We start from the raw sequence: 18546 nt of genomic DNA, 5'->3' as shown, positions 1-18546 counted from the left end.
GGGGATGCTCAGTCGAGACAGAACTCGTTGCCCTCGATGTCCTGCATCACGAGGCACGACTCGTTCTCCTCGTCGGCAGGCAGCAGCCGGAAGCGTGTCGCGCCGAGCGGTACCAGCCGTGCGCACTCGGCCTCCAGCGCGGCGAGGCGCTCGTCACCCACCATCCCGGTGCCGACCCGCACACAGAGATGTACCCGATTCTTGACGACCTTGCCCTCGGGAACGCGCTGGAAGTACAGCCGAGGGCCGACACCCGAGGGATCACTGCAGACGAACCCTGCATCCCGCCGCTCGGGCGGCAGGGAGCGGTTGTACTCGTCCCATGTGCCGAATCCCTCCGGAGGCGGCGGTACGACGTATCCCAACACCTCGCACCAGAAGCGAGCGAGACGCTCGGGTTCCGCGCAGTCGAAGGTGACTTGGAACTGCCTGATCGTTGACATCGGCGCACCATAGCAGGGGTGCTGTCGCACAAAGGGCCGATCGCACCGAAAAGTGCTACGCCCTTGTGCGTATGGAAGGGCGGTACACCCGGCAATACGATGGAGAATTCTCGGAGTTGTAGAAAATATTGCACTGTGGCCCTGCGCCGATCGCTCCCGGGCGCGCAGGTCTCCGGTCGATACCGCCGGGATTCTCTCCGGCATTCAACTGCACGAGGCTTCCGCGCTGGGGGGAAGCATGCGAGTCATCTTTCAGATGCGGCCCGAACGCGATGTCATGGCAGCCGTCATCGATCCTCATGTCGCCACTCCGCCGGCCGCGGACGTTGCCGGGCCGATTCCCGGCCTCGCCCTGGACACCGGCTTCGCGCCGGTTCCCGTTCCGCAGCCGAAGCCGGCCACGCCCGGCGGTGATCCGCTGTCGCTGGAGCAGCCGCTCGTGTTCTCCATGGCCCCCGAGGACGCCAGCGTCCTGGTCCGCGGTGAGATCCAGGACTACGACGTCGCCGGCCGGCTGGCCATGCTCGCCACCGCACGTCCCGACATCGTCGGGATCTCCGCCGACCCCGTCGTCGAGACCACTCCGACCTGCGGCGGCGCCCCCGTCGGGGACTGGCACGACGTCGAGCATGCCGTCACCGACGACCTCAAGGGCGAAGGGCTCGACGGCCGGGGCGTCACGCTCGCCGTCGTCGACACCGGCATCAACGTCGAACACCTGGGGAAGGTGCTGGGGAACGCCGTGGAGATCGACGCAGAGCGGAGCTGGAAGCCCGCCGGGGTCGGCGAGGCCTTCGGCCGCTTCCCCGTGCGCCACGGCACGATGTGCGCCTTCGACGCCCTGATCGTCGCCCGGCGGATCGCCCTCCTCGACCTCCCCGTACTCGGTTCCACCCGGCAGGGGAGCACGGTCATGGAAGGGCTGCTCTCCGACGCCATCGCCGCCTACGCACACCTGAGGTCACTGCTGGAGGCGGTCCCGCCCGAACAGCGCACCGGGCTGGTCGTCAGCAACAGCTGGGGCTCGTACAGCCCGCGGTGGGACTTCCCGCCGGGGCATCCGGGCAACTACTCCGACAACCGTGCCCACCCCTTCAACCTCGCGGTGGCCGCCCTGGAGAACGCCGGCGCCGACATCCTGTTCGCCGCGGGCAACTGCGGCCGTGACTGTCCCGACGCCCGGTGCGGATTCCCCGACCGGCCCATCAACGGCGCCAACTCGCACCCCCGGGTGCTGTCGGTGGCCGGCATCGACACCCGGGGAGCGCGGGTCGGCTACTCCTCCCAGGGCCCGGGCCGGCTCAGTCAGCGCAAGCCCGACATCGCCACCTGCACCCACTTCGCGGGTTCACAGGCGTTCGGGCCCGACAACCCCGACTCCGGCACCTCGGCCGCCTGCCCGGTCGCCGCGGGCGTCGTCGCGGCCGTCCGCACGAGGCTGTCGCCCCAGGAACTCCCGCCCGCCAGGATGCGCACCCTGCTGCGCCGCACCGCCAACGACGCGGGTGTCGCCGGCTTCGACTTCGACCACGGCTACGGCATCATCAACACCGCGGCGATCGTGGAAGCACTGCGCCAACGCAGTAAGCACAACGCCCGCGCATAGGAGGCCCATGGCTCCCGGAGGCCGTACCGTCCTCGTCACCGTGACGCTGCCGCCGGGCACCACACTCCAGGGTGCCCAGCGGCGGCTCGGGCTGCGTGACGACGAGGTCGACTCCGCGTACGGCCTGGTGTCCGTCGACCCTGCCCGCAACCTCTTCGTCCTCATGGTGACCGAGGAGGCCGGCTCGCGGATCGCGGGAACGTCCGGCACGCAGGGCCCCTACGCGAACCCCAGGATCGAGCCCTTCGGCCCGGACCGCCCGGACGACACGGACGACGGCGGCACAGCGGGCTGACGAGCCCCTCTTCCGGCACACCTCCGTCGCGCGACGCGTGACACCCCTGTTTCTCGTCTGTCTGTCTTCACATGCCTCAACCACCCCTGCCCGCAACCCCGTTCGCGCTGCAGTGAGGACTGCAACGAGCCCTGCAACGCCCGGGAGCACGATGAAGTCGCCGCCGCGGAAGCTCCCGGAGGGCAGCGGGGGGACTGCTCTCCGGGTCCGCGCCGAAAGGCGCCGGAGCGGCGTGGTCCTCCCCGGCGGACAGCAGACGTCGGACAGGAACCCAGAGGCCGGTGAGATGCGAATCAATGTGACCGCCCCGGAAGGGCGCGCGCGTGCCGCTGCGCTCGTTCCCACCGAGGCGACCCTGGTCGCCCTGACGACCGCTTTCCGCACGCTGAGGAAAGCAACGCCCAGGCAGCCCTTCGCCACCCGGCGTCCCGAATTTCCCCGCCCGGCCGGCCTGCCGCGCCCGGCGCAGGACAGTGCCAGCCCGGTCGTCCTGGTCTCGGGGTACCTCTCCCCGCTGGGCTGCTGGGACGCCCTGTTGCCCCGGCTGCACGAGAGCGGTTTCCGGAACACCGTCTGCTTTCCCTACGACTCATTGCGCGCGGGCATTCCGGAGATCGCCGAGGCGCTGGCCGTGCAGGTGTCCGCCGCCACCCGGGCCGCCGGGACACCGGGTGTCCATCTCATCGGATACAGCATGGGCGGACTGGTCGTACGGTACGCCGTGCAGCGCCTTGGCCTGACCGGCGATCCGATCAGTGTCACCACCATCGCGACACCGCACCGCGGTTGCCCGCTCGCCTCCGCGGGGGTCGGCCCGGCCGCCCAGCAGATGCGGGTGAATTCGGAATTCCTCCGCGATCTGCCCGCGATGTATTCGAGCGGCCGGGTCCGCTGGTCCCTCATCGGCTCACCCACCGATCGTGTGGTCCCGCTGTCCAGCGCGACGGACGGCCGGCACGCCGATTCCCTCAGCCTCGGCGGGGGCGGCCACCTCGGCATCCTCGACTCTCCGCAGATGGCGGGCGCGGTGCTGAGCCACTTGGAGCTCTGCGAATTCGAGCAGGCCCTCGCGGTCAGTTGCGCCTGACAGCAATAGCGCCCTACGTACGGAAGGCTCCGCAGTGCACAGAACTGATGTGAAGCGCATGCCCGAAGAATTCGCCGACCGCCCGGCAGCCGTTCCCCCCGCGCAGGCGGGCCAGGAATCGACGGACATACTGCTGCGGCAACTCGTGCTGGCCACCGGCGCCACCGCTGTGGTCGCGTGCGGGCCGGCCGCGGTGCGCAGGACGGCGTCCATCGCCACCGCGCTCCGCGACAACGGAAGCGGCCGGGTCGTGGGCTGTGCGCCCGACGCCGAGCAGGCACAGGACGTGTCCGGCACGCTCGGAGCGGCGGGCGTCGCGAGGTACGCCGACGTCCTGCACGGCGACATCCGGCACGTATTACGACGGTTACCCGGCCCGGTCGACCTGCTGGTGCTCGGCTGCCCCGGCGAGGAATACCTGCCGGTATTCCAGGCGGTCGAACCCAGGCTGCTGCCCGGGGCGCTGATCGTGGCCCTGGGCGGCCAGGCACACGGCGATCCGCCGTCCGGCGATCCTCCGCCCGGGGAATCGCTGGCCCGCTTCCTCCGCCACGACGACGGCTATGTCTCGCTCTCCCTGCCCATCGAAGGAGGGGTGGAGGTGGCCGTCCGTGCGCTCTGATCTCGGCCCGGCTCGCTCGACGAATCTCCGGGTCGTCGAACTGGACATGATTTACGGCTCGCTGCTCGATTGCCTCGAACCACTCCCGGCTCCGGCCGGCACGAACGAGGACACGACCCATGAACCGGGAGACCGCCATGTACCGAACGCTGACCGTAGCGAAGATGGACCCCGCGAGCGCCGAGAGCGTGCGCGCAATATTCGCCGATTCCGATAACACCGAGCTGCCGCACCTGGTGGGCGTCACCAGGAGGACGCTGTTCACCTTCCACGGCCTGTACTTCCACCTCGCGGAGTCGGACCAGGACTTCGCGCCGAACCTGGACAAGGCGCGCAGCCACCCCCTTTTCCAGGAGGTCAATTCCCGCCTGAGTCATTTCCTTTCGCCGTTCGACCCCGACTCGCGGGACCGGAAGGACGCCCTGGCGGTGCCCTTCTACTCCTGGACGCAGGCCGAGAGCACCCGGGCACACGGGCAGCCTCGGCAGGCGTACAAGGTCTCCTCGGCCGATGTGCCGGCCAACACCAAACGCGGCGGCGACATCCGGGTGACGCTGAGCCCGAAGACGGCCGGCTGCACCTCCGGCTTCGGTGGAGTGCTGCACCTGGCGGCGGGGGAACACGTCACCGAGCACTACCACCCGTACTCCGAGGAGTTCCTCCACCTCGTCCAGGGCGAGGTGGAGATCACCCTGGACGGACGCCCGACACCCCTCCTGCCCGGCGACTCGCTTCTCGTGCCGATCGGCGTACGCCATCGCCTGGTCAACACCGGAAACGTGCCCGCGAAGGCCGTCTTCCACCTGTCCCCGCTCGCGCCGCGCCCCGAACTCGGCCATGTGGACACCGAAAGCCCTCTGCACGCCGAGGCGGGGAACCCGGACGTCGGCGGTGTGCGATGACGCGGCGCGCGGTGCTCACCGGCGTCGGCGTGGTGGCGCCCGGTGCCCACGGCCGGGACGCCTACTGGGACCTGCTCGCCGCGGGACGTACCGCCACCCGCCCCATCAGCCTCTTCGACGCCACCGGCTTCCGCTCCCGCGTCGCGGCCGAATGCGACTTCGATCCCGCCGCGGCCGGTCTCTCCCCGAAGGAGGCGCGACGGATGGACCGGGCCGCGCAGTTCGCGGTCGTCGCCGCGCGCGAGGCGGTCGCGGACAGCGGCATCGAGCTGCCCGCCGCCGACCCCGGCCGGGTCGGCGTCAGCATCGGCAGCGCGGTCGGCTGCACGACGGGCCTGGAGGAGGAGTACGCCGTACTGTCCGACGGCGGCCGGAACTGGCTGGTCGACCACTCCTACGGAGTGCCGCACCTGTACGGCTACATGGTGCCCAGCACCCTTGCCGTCGAGGTGGCGTGGCAGGCACGGGCCGAGGGGCCGGTGGCGCTGGTCTCCACCGGCTGCACCTCCGGTATCGACGCGGTCGGGCACGGTGTCCAGCTCATCGAGGAGGGCAGCGCCGACATCGTGCTGGCCGGTGCCACCGATGCCCCGCTCTCACCCATCACCTCCGCCTGCTTCGACGCCATCAAAGCCACCACGCCCAACAATGACGACCCCGCGCACGCCTCCCGGCCCTTCGACGGCCGCCGTGACGGCTTCGTACTGGGCGAGGGCGCCGCCGTACTGGTCATCGAGGAGGCGGCAGCCGCCAGGCGCCGGGGTGCCACGGTCTACGCCGAGGTGCTCGGGTTCGCGGGCCGCAGCAACGCCTTCCACATGACCGGCCTGAAGCCGGACGGCCGCGAGATGGCGGAGGCCATCCGCGTCGCCCTGGACCGGGCCCGGCTGGACCCGGACGACATCGACTACATCAACGCCCACGGTTCCGGCACCAAGCAGAACGACCGGCACGAGACCGCCGCCTTCAAACGCAGCCTCGGCCCGCACGCGTACGAAGTGCCCGTCAGCTCCATCAAGTCGATGATCGGGCATTCGCTCGGCGCGATCGGCTCGCTGGAGATCGCCGCGTGCGCGCTCGCACTGCGTCACCAGACCGTCCCGCCGACCGCCAACCTCGCCGCGGCCGACCCGGAGTGCGACCTGGACTACGTACCGGTCACGGCACGCGCGCACCGGATGGACCGGGTGCTCACCGTCGGCAGTGGGTTCGGCGGCTTCCAGAGCGCCATGGTGCTCGGCCGGTACGACCTGGACAGCAAGGGAGAGGCCGCATGAGCGCATCCGGAATCCGTACCGGCCACCGCGGCACGGCCGTGGTCACCGGTCTGGGCGTCGTCGCCCCCACCGGCATCGGCGCGCGCCGGCACTGGGAGTCGGTCCTCGCCGGGAAGAGCGGCCTGGGCCGTATCACCCGGTTCGACCCCGCCGGCTATCCGGTGCGAGTGGCAGGTGAAGTGCCGGGCTTCGAGGCCGGGGAACGGGTGCCCGGCCGGCTCGTCCCGCAGACCGACCGGTTCACACACTTCGCACTGGCCGCGGCCGAGGAGGCGCTGGACGACGCGGCCGTGGACCCGCGGGCGCTGCCCGAGTACGCGATGGCGGTGGTCACCGCCAGCTCCTCCGGCGGCACCGAGTTCGGCCAGCGCGAGATGGAGCGGCTGTACCAGCAGGGGCCGTCCTGGGTGGGCGCCTACCAGTCCATCGCCTGGTTCTACGCGGCCACCACCGGCCAGGTCTCCATCCGGCACGGCATGCGCGGCCCGTGCGGGGTGCTCTGCTGCGAGCAGGCCGGCGGCCTGGACGCGCTCGGACAGTCCCGGCGGCTCCTGGACACCGGTTCCGAGCTGGTGCTCAGCGGTGGTACCGATGCCTCGCTCAGCCCGTACGGCCTGGTCGCGCAGACGATGACCGGCGAGCTGTCCACCGCGGACGACCCGGCGTGCGCGTACCTGCCCTTCGACGCCGCTGCGTCGGGATTCGTACCGGGCGAGGGCGGTGCGTTCCTGGTGGTCGAGACCGCCGCGTCCGCACGCGCCCGGGGTGCGGAACACTACGGCGAACTCCTCGGCCACGCCGCCGGGTTCGACCCGCCGGCCGACTCCGGGCGGCCGCCGGTACTCGCGTCGGTCATCCGGCGCGCCCTCACTGACGCGCGCCTCGGCCCGGAGGACATCGGTGCGGTCTTCGCCGATGCCTCGGGCGTACCGGTGCGCGACCGGGCCGAGGCCCGGGCACTCCACGAGGTGTTCGGCGCCGGCGGCGTGCCCGTGGCCGCGCCGAAGGCGCTCACCGGCCGGCTCTACGGCGGCGCGGCCCTGGACGTCGCGACCGCCCTGCTCGCCCTGAGCGCGGGAGTGGTGCCGCACACCCCCGGCCTCGACCGGTCCGCCCCGGAGTACGCGATCGACCTCGTCGTGGACCGGCCGCGGCGCATCGGACCGCGCACCGCGCTGGTGCTGGCCCGCGGCCACGGCGGCTTCACCTCCGCACTGGTGGTGGGCGCCGGCAACCGCACCTGCCCCGAGACCTGACCGAACCGACGGATCCCACCGAACCTACCGAAAGGCAACCGGCCATGGCTGAGTTCACCGTCAACGATCTGAAGCGCATCCTCTACGAGGCCGCTGGAGTCAACGACGACGTCCACATGCAGGGGGAGGACTTCGCCGACCAGCGGTTCACCGACCTGGACTACGACTCGCTCGCAGTGCTGGAACTGTCCAGCCGGATCGAGCGGGAGTACGGGATCACGATCCCCGACGGCGATCTGGCGCACACCATGACGCTGCGCGAGGCTGTCACGTACGTCGTCTCGCGACTCGCGGAGGTGGAGGTCTGATGGCGGGGCACACGGACAACGCGATCGTCATCGACGCGCCGATGGACCTGGTGTGGTCCATGACCAACGACGTGGCCGCCTGGCCCCGGCTGTTCAGCGAGTACGCCGCGGCCGAGATCCTGGACCGGGACGGGGACACCGTCACCTTCCGGCTCACGCTGCACCCGGACGAGACGGGCACCATCTGGAGCTGGGTCTCCCGGCGCACCACCGATGCGGCGAACCGCACGGTATCGGCCCACCGCGTGGAGACCGGCGCCTTCATGTACATGAACATCCGCTGGACGTACGCGCAGCACCCCGGCGGCGTACGGATGCGCTGGGTCCAGGACTTCGCGATGAAACCGGGCGCGCCGCTGGAGGACGCCCAGATGACCGACCGGCTCAACCGCAACACCGCGACCCAGATGCAGCTGATCAAAGAAAAGATCGAGGCGCGCAGCGGAAGGACCGTGCCGTGACGTACCTCGCCCACCGGAGCAACGCCGTCGTCGAACTCATGCGGGTGGACGACGAGAAGTGCGGGGAGCAGTGGTTGAAGGACGCGCTGCAGACAGCGCTCATGCTGGAGCTGGCCACCATTCCCCCGTACGCCTGTGCCGTCTGGTCGATCAAGGACGCGCAGTCCACGACGGACGTGCACGACACCGTCCAGGAAGTGATGTTCGACGAGATGTCGCACTTCGGGCTGGCCGGCAACCTGCTGAGTGCCATCGGAGGCACGCCCGTGCTGACCGACCCGGAGCAACTGCCCACGTACCCGGGCCCGTTACCCGGCGGTGTGAACCGCGGCCTGACCGTCCACCTGAGCAAGCTCGACAGGGAAGCCGCCGGCCTGTTCGCGGCGATCGAGAAGACCGACCACCCGGTCGTCTCCGCCCAAGAGGAGGGCTACTCCTCGATCGGTGCCTTCTACGACAAGGTGCAACGCGTCCTGAGCGCGAACCGGCACCTGGTCGGCGACAAGGGGTACCAGCTGAAATGGCCCCTCCAGACCGTGCACGGGAAGGGGAACGAGATCAAACCCCTCCGCACGTGGGAGGCGGCGGACGAGGCGCTCACCATCATCAGGGAGCAGGGTGAGGGCACCTCGGCCTCGCCGCTCAATCCGTACCCCCTGCACGCCGGGGAGCCGGCCCACTACTACGCCTTCCTGGAGATCTGCCGGGGCCGGAAGCTGGAGAACCGCACCGGCACGTGGGAATTCTCGGGGGCACCCGTCGTCATTCCCCCGGTGTACCCCATGGGCAGGGTGCCGCCCGGTGGCTGGGCGAACGCCCCGGGAGCCGTCTCCCGGCTCCCCGAGGCGGTCGCCGTGCTGCTCGACGAGTTCAATGCCTACTTCAGCGAGATGCTCCGCGCCTTCGAGGCGGCCTGGCGCACGCCGGAGGAGGGCAGGCGGCTGGCCACGCTGCGGGGTGCGGTCGGCGCCATGACCAGCATGCGCGCGTTGGCACGCACCCTGATGCGCATCCCGCAGCCCGCCGACCCCGAAGCCACCTACGGCCCGGAATTCCGCTACACGAACCGGCGGCCCTGACCCCGTGGTCCCGTCAGCCCAGTGTGAGGGTGCCGTCGATGCGACGGGGGATGGTGTACGGGTTGTCGTCCTGGAGGGGCGGGGGGAGGAGGGGATCGGGGAGGTTCTGGTAGGCGACCGGGCGCAGGAAGCGGTCGATGGCCAGGGAGCCGACGGAGGTGGTGCGGGCGTCGGAGGTGGCGGGGTGGGGACCGCCGTGGACCATGGCGTGGCCGACCTCGACGCCGGTGGGCCAGCCGTTGAACAGGACGCGGCCGGCCCGGCGTTCGAGGAGCGGCAGCAGCGTACGGGCGTCGTCGAGGTCCGTGTCGGCGGTGTGCACGGTGGCGGTGAGCTGGCCCTCCAGGGCACGGACGACATCGGCGACGTGCCGCAGGTCGCGGCAGCGGACCAGCAGCGAGGCGGCACCGAACATCTCGTGCTGGAGGTCGGGGTCGGCACAGAAGTCGTCGCCGTCGACCGACATGAGCACGGCCTGCCCGGCACCGGCGGTGGCGGGCAGGCCACCGCGGGCCAGGACCCGCACGCCGGGGTGGTCGCCGACCGCCTCGGTGCCCTTGCGGTAGGACTCCGCGATGTGCGGGGTGAGCATGGTGGCACCGTCGTTGGCTTCGACGTTGCCCGCTGCCTGCGCCGCGAAGGCGTCGAACCCTTCACCCTCGATGGCGATCACCAGCCCCGGGTTGGTGCAGAACTGGCCCGCGCCCAGCAGGAGGGACTCGGTGAAGGCGTCGGCGAGTGCGTGCGGGCGTGCCGCGAGCGCGCCGGGCATGAGGACGACGGGGTTGATGCTGCTCATCTCGGCGTACACCGGAATGGGGTGGCGGCGCCCGGCGGCGGCCCGTACCAGGGCGCTGCCCGCCGCGCGGGAGCCGGTGAAGCCGACGGCCTGGATGCGGGGGTCGGTCACCAGCCGGGTGCCGGTGTCGTGTCCCGCACCGACGAGGAGGGAGAAGACCCCCTCGGGCATACCGGTGTCGGTGATGGCGGCGCGGATCGCGCGGGCGGCCAGCTCGGAGGTGCCGAGGTGGGCCTCGTGGGCCTTGACGACGACGGGGCAGCCGGCGGCCAGCGCCGAGGCGGTGTCGCCGCCGAGGACGGAGAAGGCGAGCGGGAAGTTGCTGGCGCCGAAGACGGCGACGGGCCCGAGCGGGATGCGGCGCTGCCGGATGTCGGGGCGTGGCTGGGGGCGGCGGTCCGGCTGGGCGGGGTCGATGCGGGCACCGTGCCAGCTGCCCTCGCCGAGGACGGCCGCGAACATGCGGAGCTGGCCGGTGGTGCGGACCACCTCTCCGGCGAGGCGGGCGGCCGAGAGCCCGGTTTCGAGCTCGGCGCGTTCGACGAGGGCGTCGCCCGCCAGGGTCAGGTGGTGGGCGATGCGCTCCAGGAACCGGGCGCGTTGCGCGGGGTCCGTGGCGCGGTAGGCGTCGAAGGCCTCGTCGGCGAGCCGGCAGGCCCGGGCGATGTCGTCGGGGGAGGCGGTGGGGTAGGCGGGGTCGAGCTCGTCGCCGGTGCGGGGGTCGCGCGAGCGGATGCCGGTACCGGTGACGGTCTCGGCGCCGAGGAACATCGTTCCCTGCGGCAGATCTTCGGGTGCGTGGGCGGGTGTTGCGGTCACCTGGAGTTCGTCCTTCTGTACGGGGCGAGTGAGGGTGCGTCAGGCGGCGGTGGCCGGCAGCTTCCCGATCAGCTCGGTGAGTTCGGCGAGTTCGCTCTGCGTGAGGTCGGTCAGCGGGGGCCGTACGGGTCCGGCACTGTGGCCGGTCGCGGTCATGCCGGCCTTGACGATGCTGACCGCGTACCCGGCCTGCCGGTTGCGGATCTCGGTGTAGGGGAGGACGAAGTCCTTGAGCAGGGTGCGGACGGTGTCGTGCCGGCGGGCGCGGACGGCGTCGTAGAACTCCAGGGCGAAGCCGGGGAGGAAGTTGAAGATGGCCGACGAGTAGGTGGTGACGCCGAGTTCGAGGTAGGGCAGGGCGTAGGTCTCGGCGGTGGGCAGGCCGCCGACGTAGGTGAGGCGGTCGCCGAGCCGGGTGTAGATGCGGGTCATGGCGTCGATGTCGCCCGTGCCGTCCTTGTAGCCGATGAGGTTGGGGCAGGTGTCGGCGAGGCGGGCGAGGGTGTCGGCGGTGTAGGTGGCGTTGGCGCGGCCGTAGACGATGACACCGAGGGAAGTCGCGCGGCAGACGGCCGCCACGTGCTGGGCGAGCCCCTCCTGCCCGGCCTCGGTCAGATAGGGCGGGAACAGCAGGATGCCGTCGGCTCCGGCCCGTTCGGCGGCCTCGGCGTACTCCACGGCCGTACGGGTGCCGTAACCGGCCGGGGCGAGGATGGGCGTGCCCTCGGGGGCCGCCCTGACCGCCGCGGTCACCACCTGTTCCGTCTCGGCGGCGGTCAGGGAGAAGAACTCACCGGTCCCGCCCGCCGCGAAGAGGCCGCCGACCTCGTACGTGGCCAGCCGCTCGATGTTGGCGCGGTAGGCGCCCTCGTCGAAGGAGAGGTCGTCGGCCTTGAAGTGGGTGACGGGGAAGGAGAGCAGGCCCGAGCCGATGCGCCGGCCGAGCTCTGACGGGCTGAAGGACGGGCTGAAGGACGTCATCCGTGAACTCCGCTGTGAGGTGGTGAGAACCGCGGCCGTGCCGCGAGCGTGGTGCTGGTACCGACGCTACGAGCCCCGAGTCATGCCGGTCCAACACCGTTTTGGCATTCATCAATACCCTGCGCGCATCGTCGGCGGCCGCGAACGGCCGGGACTTCCCCGAACGACGACGGCGCGGGCCCCGCGCTGTCCAGGCCAGCGGGGCCCGCGCCGGGCGGGTGTGCACCGGCGACGAGGTGCCGGCGGTCGGTCGGTGCGGTGGTTCAGGGGCGCTTGCCCACTTCATGGGTGGCCTGCGTCCAGGCGCGTGCCTGCTCGCTGAGGGTGATGCCCAGTCCGGGGCGCGCGGGTACGTGCATCCGTCCGTCGCTGATCGTCAGGCGCTCGTTGAACAGCGGCTCCAGCCAGTCGAAGTGCTCCACCCACGGCTCGATGGGGTACGCGGCGGCGAGGTGGAGGTGGATCTCCATGGCGAAGTGCGGGGCCAGCTGGAGGTGGTGGTGCTCGGCGAGCGCGGCGAGCTTGAGGAACTGGGTGATGCCCCCGATGCGCGGTGCGTCGGGCTGGATGACGTCGGTGGCGTTCAGGCGGATCAGTTCGTAGTGCTCGGCGACGCCGGCCAGCATCTCGCCGGTGGCGACCGGGGTGTCCAGCGAGGCCGCGAGGGCGGCGTGCCCCTGCGTGTCGTACGCGTCCAGCGGCTCCTCGATCCAGACCAGGCCGAAGTCCTCCATGGCCCGCCCCATGCGCTGTGCGGTGGGGCGGTCCCACTGCTGATTGGCGTCGACCATCAGGGGCACGTCGTCCCCGATGTGCTCGCGTACGGCGGTCAGGCGGCGCAGGTCCTGCTTGCCGTCCGGGTGCCCGACCTTGATCTTGATGCCGCCGATACCGCTGGCCAGCGAGGCGGTGGCGTTGTCGAGGACCTGCTCGGTGGGGGTGTGCAGGAACCCGCCGGAGGTGTTGTAGCAGCGCACCGAGTCACGGTGCGCGCCCAGCAGCTTGGCCAGCGGGAGCCCGGCCCGCTTGGCCTTCAGGTCCCACAGGGCGACGTCCATGGCGGCGATGGCCTGCGTGGCGACTCCGCTGCGCCCCACCGAAGCGCCGGCCCACACGAGCTTGGTCCACAGCTTGCCGATGTCGCTCGGGTCCTCGCCGATCAGCTCGTCGGCGATCTCCTTGGCGTGGGCGTACTGGGCCGGGCCGCCGGCGCGCTTGGAGTAGCTGAAGCCGATGCCCCGGTGCCCCTGCTCGGTCTCGATCTCCACGAACAGGAAAGCCACTTCGGTCATCGGCTTCTGCCGCCCGGTCAGCACCTTGGCGTCGCTGATCGGTGTGGTCAGCGGCAGGGTGACCGAGGAGAGTTCGATCCAGGCGATGGTGTCGAGCGTCGCTTCGCCGTGACGGCCGGCTGCGGAGGTGGCTGTGTGCGTCATGGTCACCACTTCATGTCCCTGGGGTCGTGGGTGGCTGCGGATGCGCCCGGCCGTGGTGGCCGCCGGGCCCCAGAGGCACGGGCAGCGGCCCTCTCCTGGCCGGGCGCCGGCAGGGGAGGGGCGGCTCGCCGCGGGTTTTTCCTGACGCTAGGGTCAGCGATTGATCCACGTCCAACACAGTTTTTGGATGATCCAATACCTGGAGGGTATCGGTGTTCACACTCGTGCAGTTGGTGAGCTTTGTCGCGGTGGCCGAGGAACTGCACTTCACCAGAGCCGCCGAACGCCTCCGCATGACCCAGCCTCCGCTCAGCCGCCAGATACAGCTGCTGGAGCACGAATTGGGCGTACAGCTGCTGGACCGCACCAACCGCACCGTACGCCTCACACCCGCCGGCCGCGCCTTCCTCAACGAAGCCCGCAACATCCTGCGCCAGGCGGAGGCGGCCACCCTCTCCGCCAAGCAGGTCTCCGCCGGACAGGCCGGAGCCATCGCCATCGGTTTCACCGCGGCGAGCGCCTACTCCGCGCTCGGCACACTGCTCGACGTCGCCCGCTCCACCATGCCGCGCACCGAGATAGTGCTGCGGGAGAAGGTGACCCGCGACCAGCTCGAAGCGATCACCGAGGGCTCGCTCGACCTCGGCATGATCCGCCCCTCCAGCACGAGCCCCGACCTGGCGACCCGCCCCGCCATCCGCGAAGGCCTGCTGGCCGCCGTACCCCGCGACCATCCGCTCGGCGCGACGGACGGCCCGCTGCGCATCAGCGAGTCCGACGGACAGGACGTCCTGATGTACTCCCCGGTGGAAGCCCGCTACTTCCACGAACTGCTGGTCAGCATCTTCCGGGCCGCCCGCGTCACCCCGCGCTTCACCCAGTACCTCAGCCAGGTCCACAGCCTCCTGGCGATGGTCAACGCGGGCTGGGGCATCGCCTTCGTCCCCGAGGCCGCCGCGCAGATGCGCTTCTCGGGCATCACCTTCCGGCCCCTGGAACTGCCCGACCCCGCCCCCGTCGAACTGCACCTGGTATGGCGGAAGGCCAACGACAACCCGGCCCTGCACGCGCTCCTCCGGCACCTGTGAGCGATGCCCCGGGCCCCTCGGCGCCGGACCTGTGAGACACCGTCCCACCAGGCGCTCCGCACGATGCGCCCCGGGTATCGCAGCATGCCGAAATGGTGTTGGACCCGCATCGCAACAGGCTCTTAACGTTCCGGCCAGCAATCGAAGCGGCTTCCGTCCGGGACACGGGCCATCGCCCCCGCCCGCCCGGAAGTTCCGGAAGTCGTGGGCAGGCCACGCCCAGCACCGGGAAGCCGCGTGAGCCGCACGTCTCCGCGCAACCCAGGAGCCTCCTGCCATGACCGACCGCACCCCTGCCGAACTGGGCCGCCGCCTCGGTTCCGGCCTGCTGTCCTTCCCGGTGACACACTTCAGGCCCGAGGACCGCTCGTTCGACGAGGACGCGTACCGCACGAACATCGCCCGGCTCGGGAAGTACGACGTGGCCGGGCTCTTCGCGGCCGGCGGCACCGGTGAGTTCTTCTCACTCACCCCGGCAGAGGTGGCACGGGTCGTCACCGCCGCCGTCGACAGCGCGCCGGCGGGTACCCCGATCATCGCCCCCGCCGGATACGGCACCACCACCGCGGTCGAGTTCGCCGAGGCCGCCGAGCGCGCCGGCGCCGACGGCCTGCTCCTCTTCCCGCCGTACCTCACCGAAGCCTCGCAGGAGGGCCTCGCCGCACACGTCGAGGCGGTCTGCGGGGCCACCGGCCTCGGTGTGATCGTGTACAGCCGGTCCAACGCCGTCTATGCTCCGGACACCGTCGCCCGCCTCACCGAGCGCTGTCCCAACCTGATCGGGTTCAAGGACGGCGTCGGGGACATCGATCCCCTCACCCGTCTCCACGCCCTCGTGGGCGAGCGCCTGACCTGCATCGGCGGCCTGCCGACGGCCGAGACGTACGCCCTGCCGCTCCTCGAAGTCGGCATGACGACCTACTCCTCGGCCCTCTTCAACTTCCTGCCGGAGTTCGCGCTCGACTTCTATGCCGCCGTCCGGGACCGCCGCCGGGCCGACGTGCTGCGGATGCTCCACGACTTCGTCCTCCCCTACACGCGGATCCGCGACCGCAAGCCGGGCTACGCGGTGAGCATCGTCAAGGCGGGCATGCAGATCACCGGCCACCCGGCAGGGCCCGTCCGGCCGCCGCTGACCGACCTGGAGCCGGCGGAGATGGCGCAGCTCACCGCCCTCATCCGAGGTATCGGCGGCTGAGCCGCCGCCGCGCACACCCGCCGCACCCCGCTCCGAAAGGCACCGCATCATGAACACCAGCACACCTCCCACCGGTACGCCCGTCGTCGCGGCGATGCGCGTCATCCCGGTCGCCGGACAGGACAGCATGCTGCTGAACCTCAGCGGCGCGCACGCCCCCTACTTCACCCGCAACCTGGTGCTGCTCACCGACTCCGAGGGCCGCACCGGCGTCGGCGAGGTGCCCGGTGGAGAGGGCATCCGCACCACCCTGGAGGAGGCCCGCGACCTGGTCGTCGGCCGGTCCGTCGGGGACCCGCACGCCGTACTGCGCGCGATACGCGAGTGCTTCGCCGACCGCGACGCGGGCGGTCGCGGGGCCCAGACCTTCGACCTGCGGGTCACCGTGCACGCGGTGACCGCCGTGGAGTCGGCACTGCTCGACCTGCTCGGACAGCACCTCGGTGTGCCCACCGCAGCACTGCTGGGCGAAGGCGTACAGCGCACCAGCGTCCCGGTCCTCGGCTACCTCTTCTACGTCGGCGACCGCGGCCGCACCGATCTGCCCTACCGCCATGACAAGGACGCCGCCGACGCCTGGCTGCGGCTGCGCGACGAGGAGGCACTCACCCCCGAGGCCGTCGTCCGGCTCGCCGAGGCCGCCCAGGAGCGGTACGGATTCCAGGACTTCAAGCTCAAGGGCGGCGTGCTGGCCGGCCCCGAGGAGGCCGCGGCCGTCACCGCCCTCGCCGAGCGCTTTCCCGAGGCACGCGTCACCCTCGACCCCAACGGCGCCTGGCCGCTGCGGGACGCCATTGAGATCGGGCGCGGGCTGCGCGACGTCCTCGCGTACGCCGAGGACCCCTGCGGCGGCGAGGGCGGCTACTCCGGACGCGAGACCATGGCCGAGTTCCGCCGCGCCACCGGACTGCCCACGGCGACCAACATGATCGCGACGGACTGGCGGCAGCTCGGCCACGCGATCAAGGCCGACGCCGTCGACATCCCGCTCGCCGACCCGCACTTCTGGACCATGAACGGCTCGGTGCGCGTCGCTCAGCTCTGCGACGCATGGGGACTGACCTGGGGTTCGCACTCCAACAACCACTTCGATGTGTCCCTGGCGATGTTCACCCACGTCGCCGCCGCCGCGCCCGGCGACATCACCGCGATCGACACGCACTGGATCTGGCAGGACGGCCAGCATCTGACCCGCGAGCCGCTCGCCATCCGCGACGGTGCCATCGCCCTGCCCGACCGTCCCGGCCTCGGCGTCGAACTCGACCTGGACCGCGTGGCCGCGGCCGAGGAGCTGTACCACCGCCTCGGCCTCGGCGGTCGCGACGACGCCGCGGGCATGCAGTACCTCCTGCCCGGCTGGGAGTTCGACCCGAAGAAGCCGGCGCTCGTCCGCTGACCGCCCCGCGGGCACAGCCTTTCCCTCCACTCACCACCCGGGATTCCGGGCCGGCGGGGCATCGGCTCCGGCGGTCCGCATCCCGGCATCACTTCAAGGGAGAAGTGATATGCCCCTGCTCGTCGTGGCGCTCAGCGTGGTGGCGCTGCTCTTCCTGATGACCCGGCTCAAGCTCAACGGGTTCATCGCTCTGTTGCTGGTCGCGGTGGCCGTGGCAGTCATCCGGGGAATCGACCTGGAGACGATCCCCGACGTACTCAGCGAAGGTGTCGGCGGCCAGATAGGCGACACCATGCTCGTCATCGGGCTCGGCGCGATGGTCGGCCGGGTGATGGGCGACTCCGGTGCGGCCCAGCGGATCGCGACGACGATGGCCGACCGCTTCGGCGACCGTTGGGTCCAGGTCGCCATGGTGGTCACGGCCATGCTCATCGGCGTCACCATGTTCTACGAAGTGGCCTTCGTGATCATTGTGCCGGTGGCCTTCACCCTGGTCCGGGTGACCGGCAAGAACCTGCTGTGGATCGGCCTGCCGATGTCCATCGCGCTGTCCACGATGCACAGCTTCCTGCCCCCGCACCCCGGCCCGACCGCCGTCGCCGCCACCTTCGACGCCTCCATCGGCAAGACCCTCTTCTTCGGCCTGTTCATCGCCGTCCCGGCCGGTGCGCTCATCGCGCTGCTGTGGCCCCGGCTCGCCTTCGTCCGCCGGATGAACCCGTCCATCCCGAAGGGGCTCGTCAGCGACCGCGCGTTCACCGACGAGGAGATGCCCGGCATGGGCTGGTCCCTGTCGGTCGCACTCTTCCCCGTCGTACTCATCGCGGGCGCCTCGGTGGCCGAGATGGTCATCGGCGAACACCACGCCGGCATGCCGCTGGTCGCCTTCCTCGGCTCGGCCCCGGTCGCCCTGCTGCTCACCCTGGTCCTGGCGGCCTGGGCGTTCGGGCCGCGCATCGGCCGCTCGCTGGGGGACGTGGCGGCCTCCTGCGGCGACGCCGCCAAGGCCATGGCGATGATCCTGCTGGTCATCGGTGCCGGCGGGGCCTTCAAGAACGTCCTGGTGGAAGGTGGGATCGCCGACTACATCAAGGAGCTCACGCACGGCTGGACCATCTCGCCGATCCTCCTGGCCTGGCTGATCGCGGCGATCCTGCGGATCGCCCTCGGCTCGGCGACGGTCGCGGTGACCACGGCGGCCGGCATCGCGGCACCGCTCGTCGCCGGCAGCGGCACCCACCCGGAACTGATGGTCCTCGCGGTGTCCTGCGGCTCCATCGCCTTCTCCCACGTCAACGACCCGGGGTTCTGGATGTTCAAGGAGTACTTCAACCTGTCCGTCCTGGACGCCATCAAGGCCCGGACCACCTATACGACGGTCCTCGCCGTCCTCGGCCTCGGCGCTGTCTTCGCGATGGACGCGGCGCTCGGCGCGCTGGGGGTGTAGCGCCGGGACGGCGTCGGCCCGCCTACGTGCCGACGCCGTCCGCCCA

At 71.0% G+C, this 18546-nt stretch carries 18 protein-coding genes and 1 pseudogene; 15 read left to right on the top strand and 4 right to left on the bottom strand.

Going from position 1 to position 18546, the window contains the following annotated elements:
- Positions 1-8: 8 nt before the first annotated feature.
- Complete coding sequence (locus ABZ840_RS02245) at positions 9-443, bottom strand: VOC family protein (RefSeq protein ID WP_361551816.1); 435 nt, start codon at positions 441-443, stop codon at positions 9-11.
- Positions 444-681: 238 nt separating this feature from the next.
- On the opposite strand from ABZ840_RS02245, the gene ABZ840_RS02240 reads away from it, so the two are divergent.
- The 11 genes and pseudogenes from ABZ840_RS02240 to ABZ840_RS02190 all read left to right on the top strand — a co-directional run bounded on the left by ABZ840_RS02240 (position 682) and on the right by ABZ840_RS02190 (position 9336).
- A complete protein-coding gene (locus tag ABZ840_RS02240; protein ID WP_361551813.1) occupies positions 682-2049 on the top strand; it encodes a S8 family serine peptidase in 1368 nt (455 codons plus the stop codon).
- 7 nt (positions 2050-2056) lie between these two features.
- The gene (locus tag ABZ840_RS02235) at positions 2057-2344 is read left to right on the top strand and encodes a hypothetical protein (protein WP_361551810.1); all 288 of its coding nucleotides are present in this window, start codon (positions 2057-2059) and stop codon (positions 2342-2344) included.
- Positions 2345-2630: 286 nt separating this feature from the next.
- On the top strand, positions 2631-3431 hold the full coding sequence (locus ABZ840_RS02230) for a hypothetical protein (RefSeq protein ID WP_361551807.1): 801 nt from the start codon (positions 2631-2633) through the stop codon (positions 3429-3431).
- A 58-nt stretch (positions 3432-3489) separates the two neighbouring features.
- A complete protein-coding gene (locus ABZ840_RS02225) occupies positions 3490-4053 on the top strand; it encodes a class I SAM-dependent methyltransferase (protein WP_361551804.1) in 564 nt (187 codons plus the stop codon).
- 119 nt (positions 4054-4172) lie between these two features.
- Positions 4173-4490, top strand: a pseudogene (locus ABZ840_RS02220) (TcmI family type II polyketide cyclase); the annotation flags it as partial.
- A gap of 75 nt (positions 4491-4565) precedes the next feature.
- Positions 4566-4955, top strand: coding sequence for a cupin domain-containing protein (locus ABZ840_RS02215; protein ID WP_361552378.1), 390 nt, complete (start codon positions 4566-4568; stop codon positions 4953-4955).
- A complete protein-coding gene (locus ABZ840_RS02210; RefSeq protein WP_361551801.1) occupies positions 4952-6232 on the top strand; it encodes a beta-ketoacyl-[acyl-carrier-protein] synthase family protein in 1281 nt (426 codons plus the stop codon). The genes ABZ840_RS02215 and ABZ840_RS02210 overlap by 4 nt, the downstream gene beginning before the upstream one ends.
- The gene (locus tag ABZ840_RS02205; protein ID WP_361551798.1) at positions 6229-7488 is read left to right on the top strand and encodes a ketosynthase chain-length factor; all 1260 of its coding nucleotides are present in this window, start codon (positions 6229-6231) and stop codon (positions 7486-7488) included. The genes ABZ840_RS02210 and ABZ840_RS02205 overlap by 4 nt, the downstream gene beginning before the upstream one ends.
- Positions 7489-7532: 44 nt before the next feature.
- Entirely contained in the window at positions 7533-7796 is a 264-nt protein-coding gene (locus ABZ840_RS02200) for an acyl carrier protein (protein WP_361551795.1), read from the top strand.
- On the top strand, positions 7796-8257 hold the full coding sequence (locus ABZ840_RS02195; protein ID WP_361551793.1) for an SRPBCC family protein: 462 nt from the start codon (positions 7796-7798) through the stop codon (positions 8255-8257). Before ABZ840_RS02200 ends, ABZ840_RS02195 begins: the two co-directional genes overlap by 1 nt.
- The gene (locus ABZ840_RS02190) at positions 8254-9336 is read left to right on the top strand and encodes a ferritin-like protein (protein WP_361551790.1); all 1083 of its coding nucleotides are present in this window, start codon (positions 8254-8256) and stop codon (positions 9334-9336) included. Before ABZ840_RS02195 ends, ABZ840_RS02190 begins: the two co-directional genes overlap by 4 nt.
- Before the next feature lie 13 nt (positions 9337-9349).
- Here ABZ840_RS02190 and ABZ840_RS02185 read toward each other — a convergent pair whose 3' ends face one another.
- The 3 genes from ABZ840_RS02185 to ABZ840_RS02175 all read right to left on the bottom strand — a co-directional run bounded on the left by ABZ840_RS02185 (position 9350) and on the right by ABZ840_RS02175 (position 13371).
- Positions 9350-10954: an aldehyde dehydrogenase (NADP(+)) gene (locus ABZ840_RS02185; protein ID WP_361551787.1), complete on the bottom strand. Its 1605-nt coding sequence runs from the start codon at positions 10952-10954 to the stop codon at positions 9350-9352.
- A gap of 39 nt (positions 10955-10993) precedes the next feature.
- Positions 10994-11935, bottom strand: coding sequence for a 5-dehydro-4-deoxyglucarate dehydratase (gene kdgD, locus ABZ840_RS02180; RefSeq protein ID WP_361551784.1), 942 nt, complete (start codon positions 11933-11935; stop codon positions 10994-10996).
- A 263-nt stretch (positions 11936-12198) separates the two neighbouring features.
- Positions 12199-13371: a mandelate racemase/muconate lactonizing enzyme family protein gene (locus tag ABZ840_RS02175; RefSeq protein ID WP_361551781.1), complete on the bottom strand. Its 1173-nt coding sequence runs from the start codon at positions 13369-13371 to the stop codon at positions 12199-12201.
- Between the two features lie 212 nt (positions 13372-13583).
- Here ABZ840_RS02175 and ABZ840_RS02170 point away from each other — a divergent pair, with 212 nt between their 5' ends.
- The 4 genes from ABZ840_RS02170 (at position 13584) to ABZ840_RS02155 (ending at position 18500) form a co-directional block, all read left to right on the top strand.
- On the top strand, positions 13584-14459 hold the full coding sequence (locus tag ABZ840_RS02170) for a LysR substrate-binding domain-containing protein (protein ID WP_361551778.1): 876 nt from the start codon (positions 13584-13586) through the stop codon (positions 14457-14459).
- Positions 14460-14736: 277 nt separating this feature from the next.
- Complete coding sequence (gene kdgD, locus ABZ840_RS02165; RefSeq protein ID WP_361551775.1) at positions 14737-15657, top strand: 5-dehydro-4-deoxyglucarate dehydratase; 921 nt, start codon at positions 14737-14739, stop codon at positions 15655-15657.
- A gap of 49 nt (positions 15658-15706) precedes the next feature.
- The gene (gudD, locus tag ABZ840_RS02160; RefSeq protein WP_361551772.1) at positions 15707-17053 is read left to right on the top strand and encodes a glucarate dehydratase; all 1347 of its coding nucleotides are present in this window, start codon (positions 15707-15709) and stop codon (positions 17051-17053) included.
- Between the two features lie 109 nt (positions 17054-17162).
- Positions 17163-18500, top strand: a complete 1338-nt coding sequence (locus ABZ840_RS02155) for a gluconate:H+ symporter (RefSeq protein ID WP_361551769.1) — start codon at positions 17163-17165, stop codon at positions 18498-18500.
- Positions 18501-18546: the final 46 nt, after the last annotated feature.

The organism is Streptomyces sp. NPDC047117, assembly GCF_040643545.1.
Lineage (GTDB): Bacteria > Actinomycetota > Actinomycetes > Streptomycetales > Streptomycetaceae > Streptomyces.
Note: the sequence above shows the minus strand (reverse complement) of the source record. Positions and strands in the feature narration are given on the sequence as shown.

Excerpts from the sequence above, each read along its gene's own strand:
- ABZ840_RS02245 (WP_361551816.1), bottom strand. The coding sequence starts at position 443 with ATGTCAACGATCAGGCAGTTCCAAGTCACCTTCGACTGCGCGGAACCC.
- ABZ840_RS02240 (WP_361551813.1), top strand. The coding sequence starts at position 682 with ATGCGAGTCATCTTTCAGATGCGGCCCGAACGCGATGTCATGGCAGCC.
- ABZ840_RS02235 (WP_361551810.1), top strand. The coding sequence starts at position 2,057 with ATGGCTCCCGGAGGCCGTACCGTCCTCGTCACCGTGACGCTGCCGCCG.
- ABZ840_RS02230 (WP_361551807.1), top strand. The coding sequence starts at position 2,631 with ATGCGAATCAATGTGACCGCCCCGGAAGGGCGCGCGCGTGCCGCTGCG.
- ABZ840_RS02225 (WP_361551804.1), top strand. The coding sequence starts at position 3,490 with ATGCCCGAAGAATTCGCCGACCGCCCGGCAGCCGTTCCCCCCGCGCAG.
- ABZ840_RS02210 (WP_361551801.1), top strand. The coding sequence starts at position 4,952 with ATGACGCGGCGCGCGGTGCTCACCGGCGTCGGCGTGGTGGCGCCCGGT.
- ABZ840_RS02205 (WP_361551798.1), top strand. The coding sequence starts at position 6,229 with ATGAGCGCATCCGGAATCCGTACCGGCCACCGCGGCACGGCCGTGGTC.
- ABZ840_RS02200 (WP_361551795.1), top strand. The coding sequence starts at position 7,533 with ATGGCTGAGTTCACCGTCAACGATCTGAAGCGCATCCTCTACGAGGCC.
- ABZ840_RS02195 (WP_361551793.1), top strand. The coding sequence starts at position 7,796 with ATGGCGGGGCACACGGACAACGCGATCGTCATCGACGCGCCGATGGAC.
- kdgD (WP_361551784.1), bottom strand. The coding sequence starts at position 11,935 with ATGACGTCCTTCAGCCCGTCCTTCAGCCCGTCAGAGCTCGGCCGGCGC.
- ABZ840_RS02175 (WP_361551781.1), bottom strand. The coding sequence starts at position 13,371 with ATGACGCACACAGCCACCTCCGCAGCCGGCCGTCACGGCGAAGCGACG.
- kdgD (WP_361551775.1), top strand. The coding sequence starts at position 14,737 with ATGACCGACCGCACCCCTGCCGAACTGGGCCGCCGCCTCGGTTCCGGC.
- gudD (WP_361551772.1), top strand. The coding sequence starts at position 15,707 with ATGAACACCAGCACACCTCCCACCGGTACGCCCGTCGTCGCGGCGATG.
- ABZ840_RS02155 (WP_361551769.1), top strand. The coding sequence starts at position 17,163 with ATGCCCCTGCTCGTCGTGGCGCTCAGCGTGGTGGCGCTGCTCTTCCTG.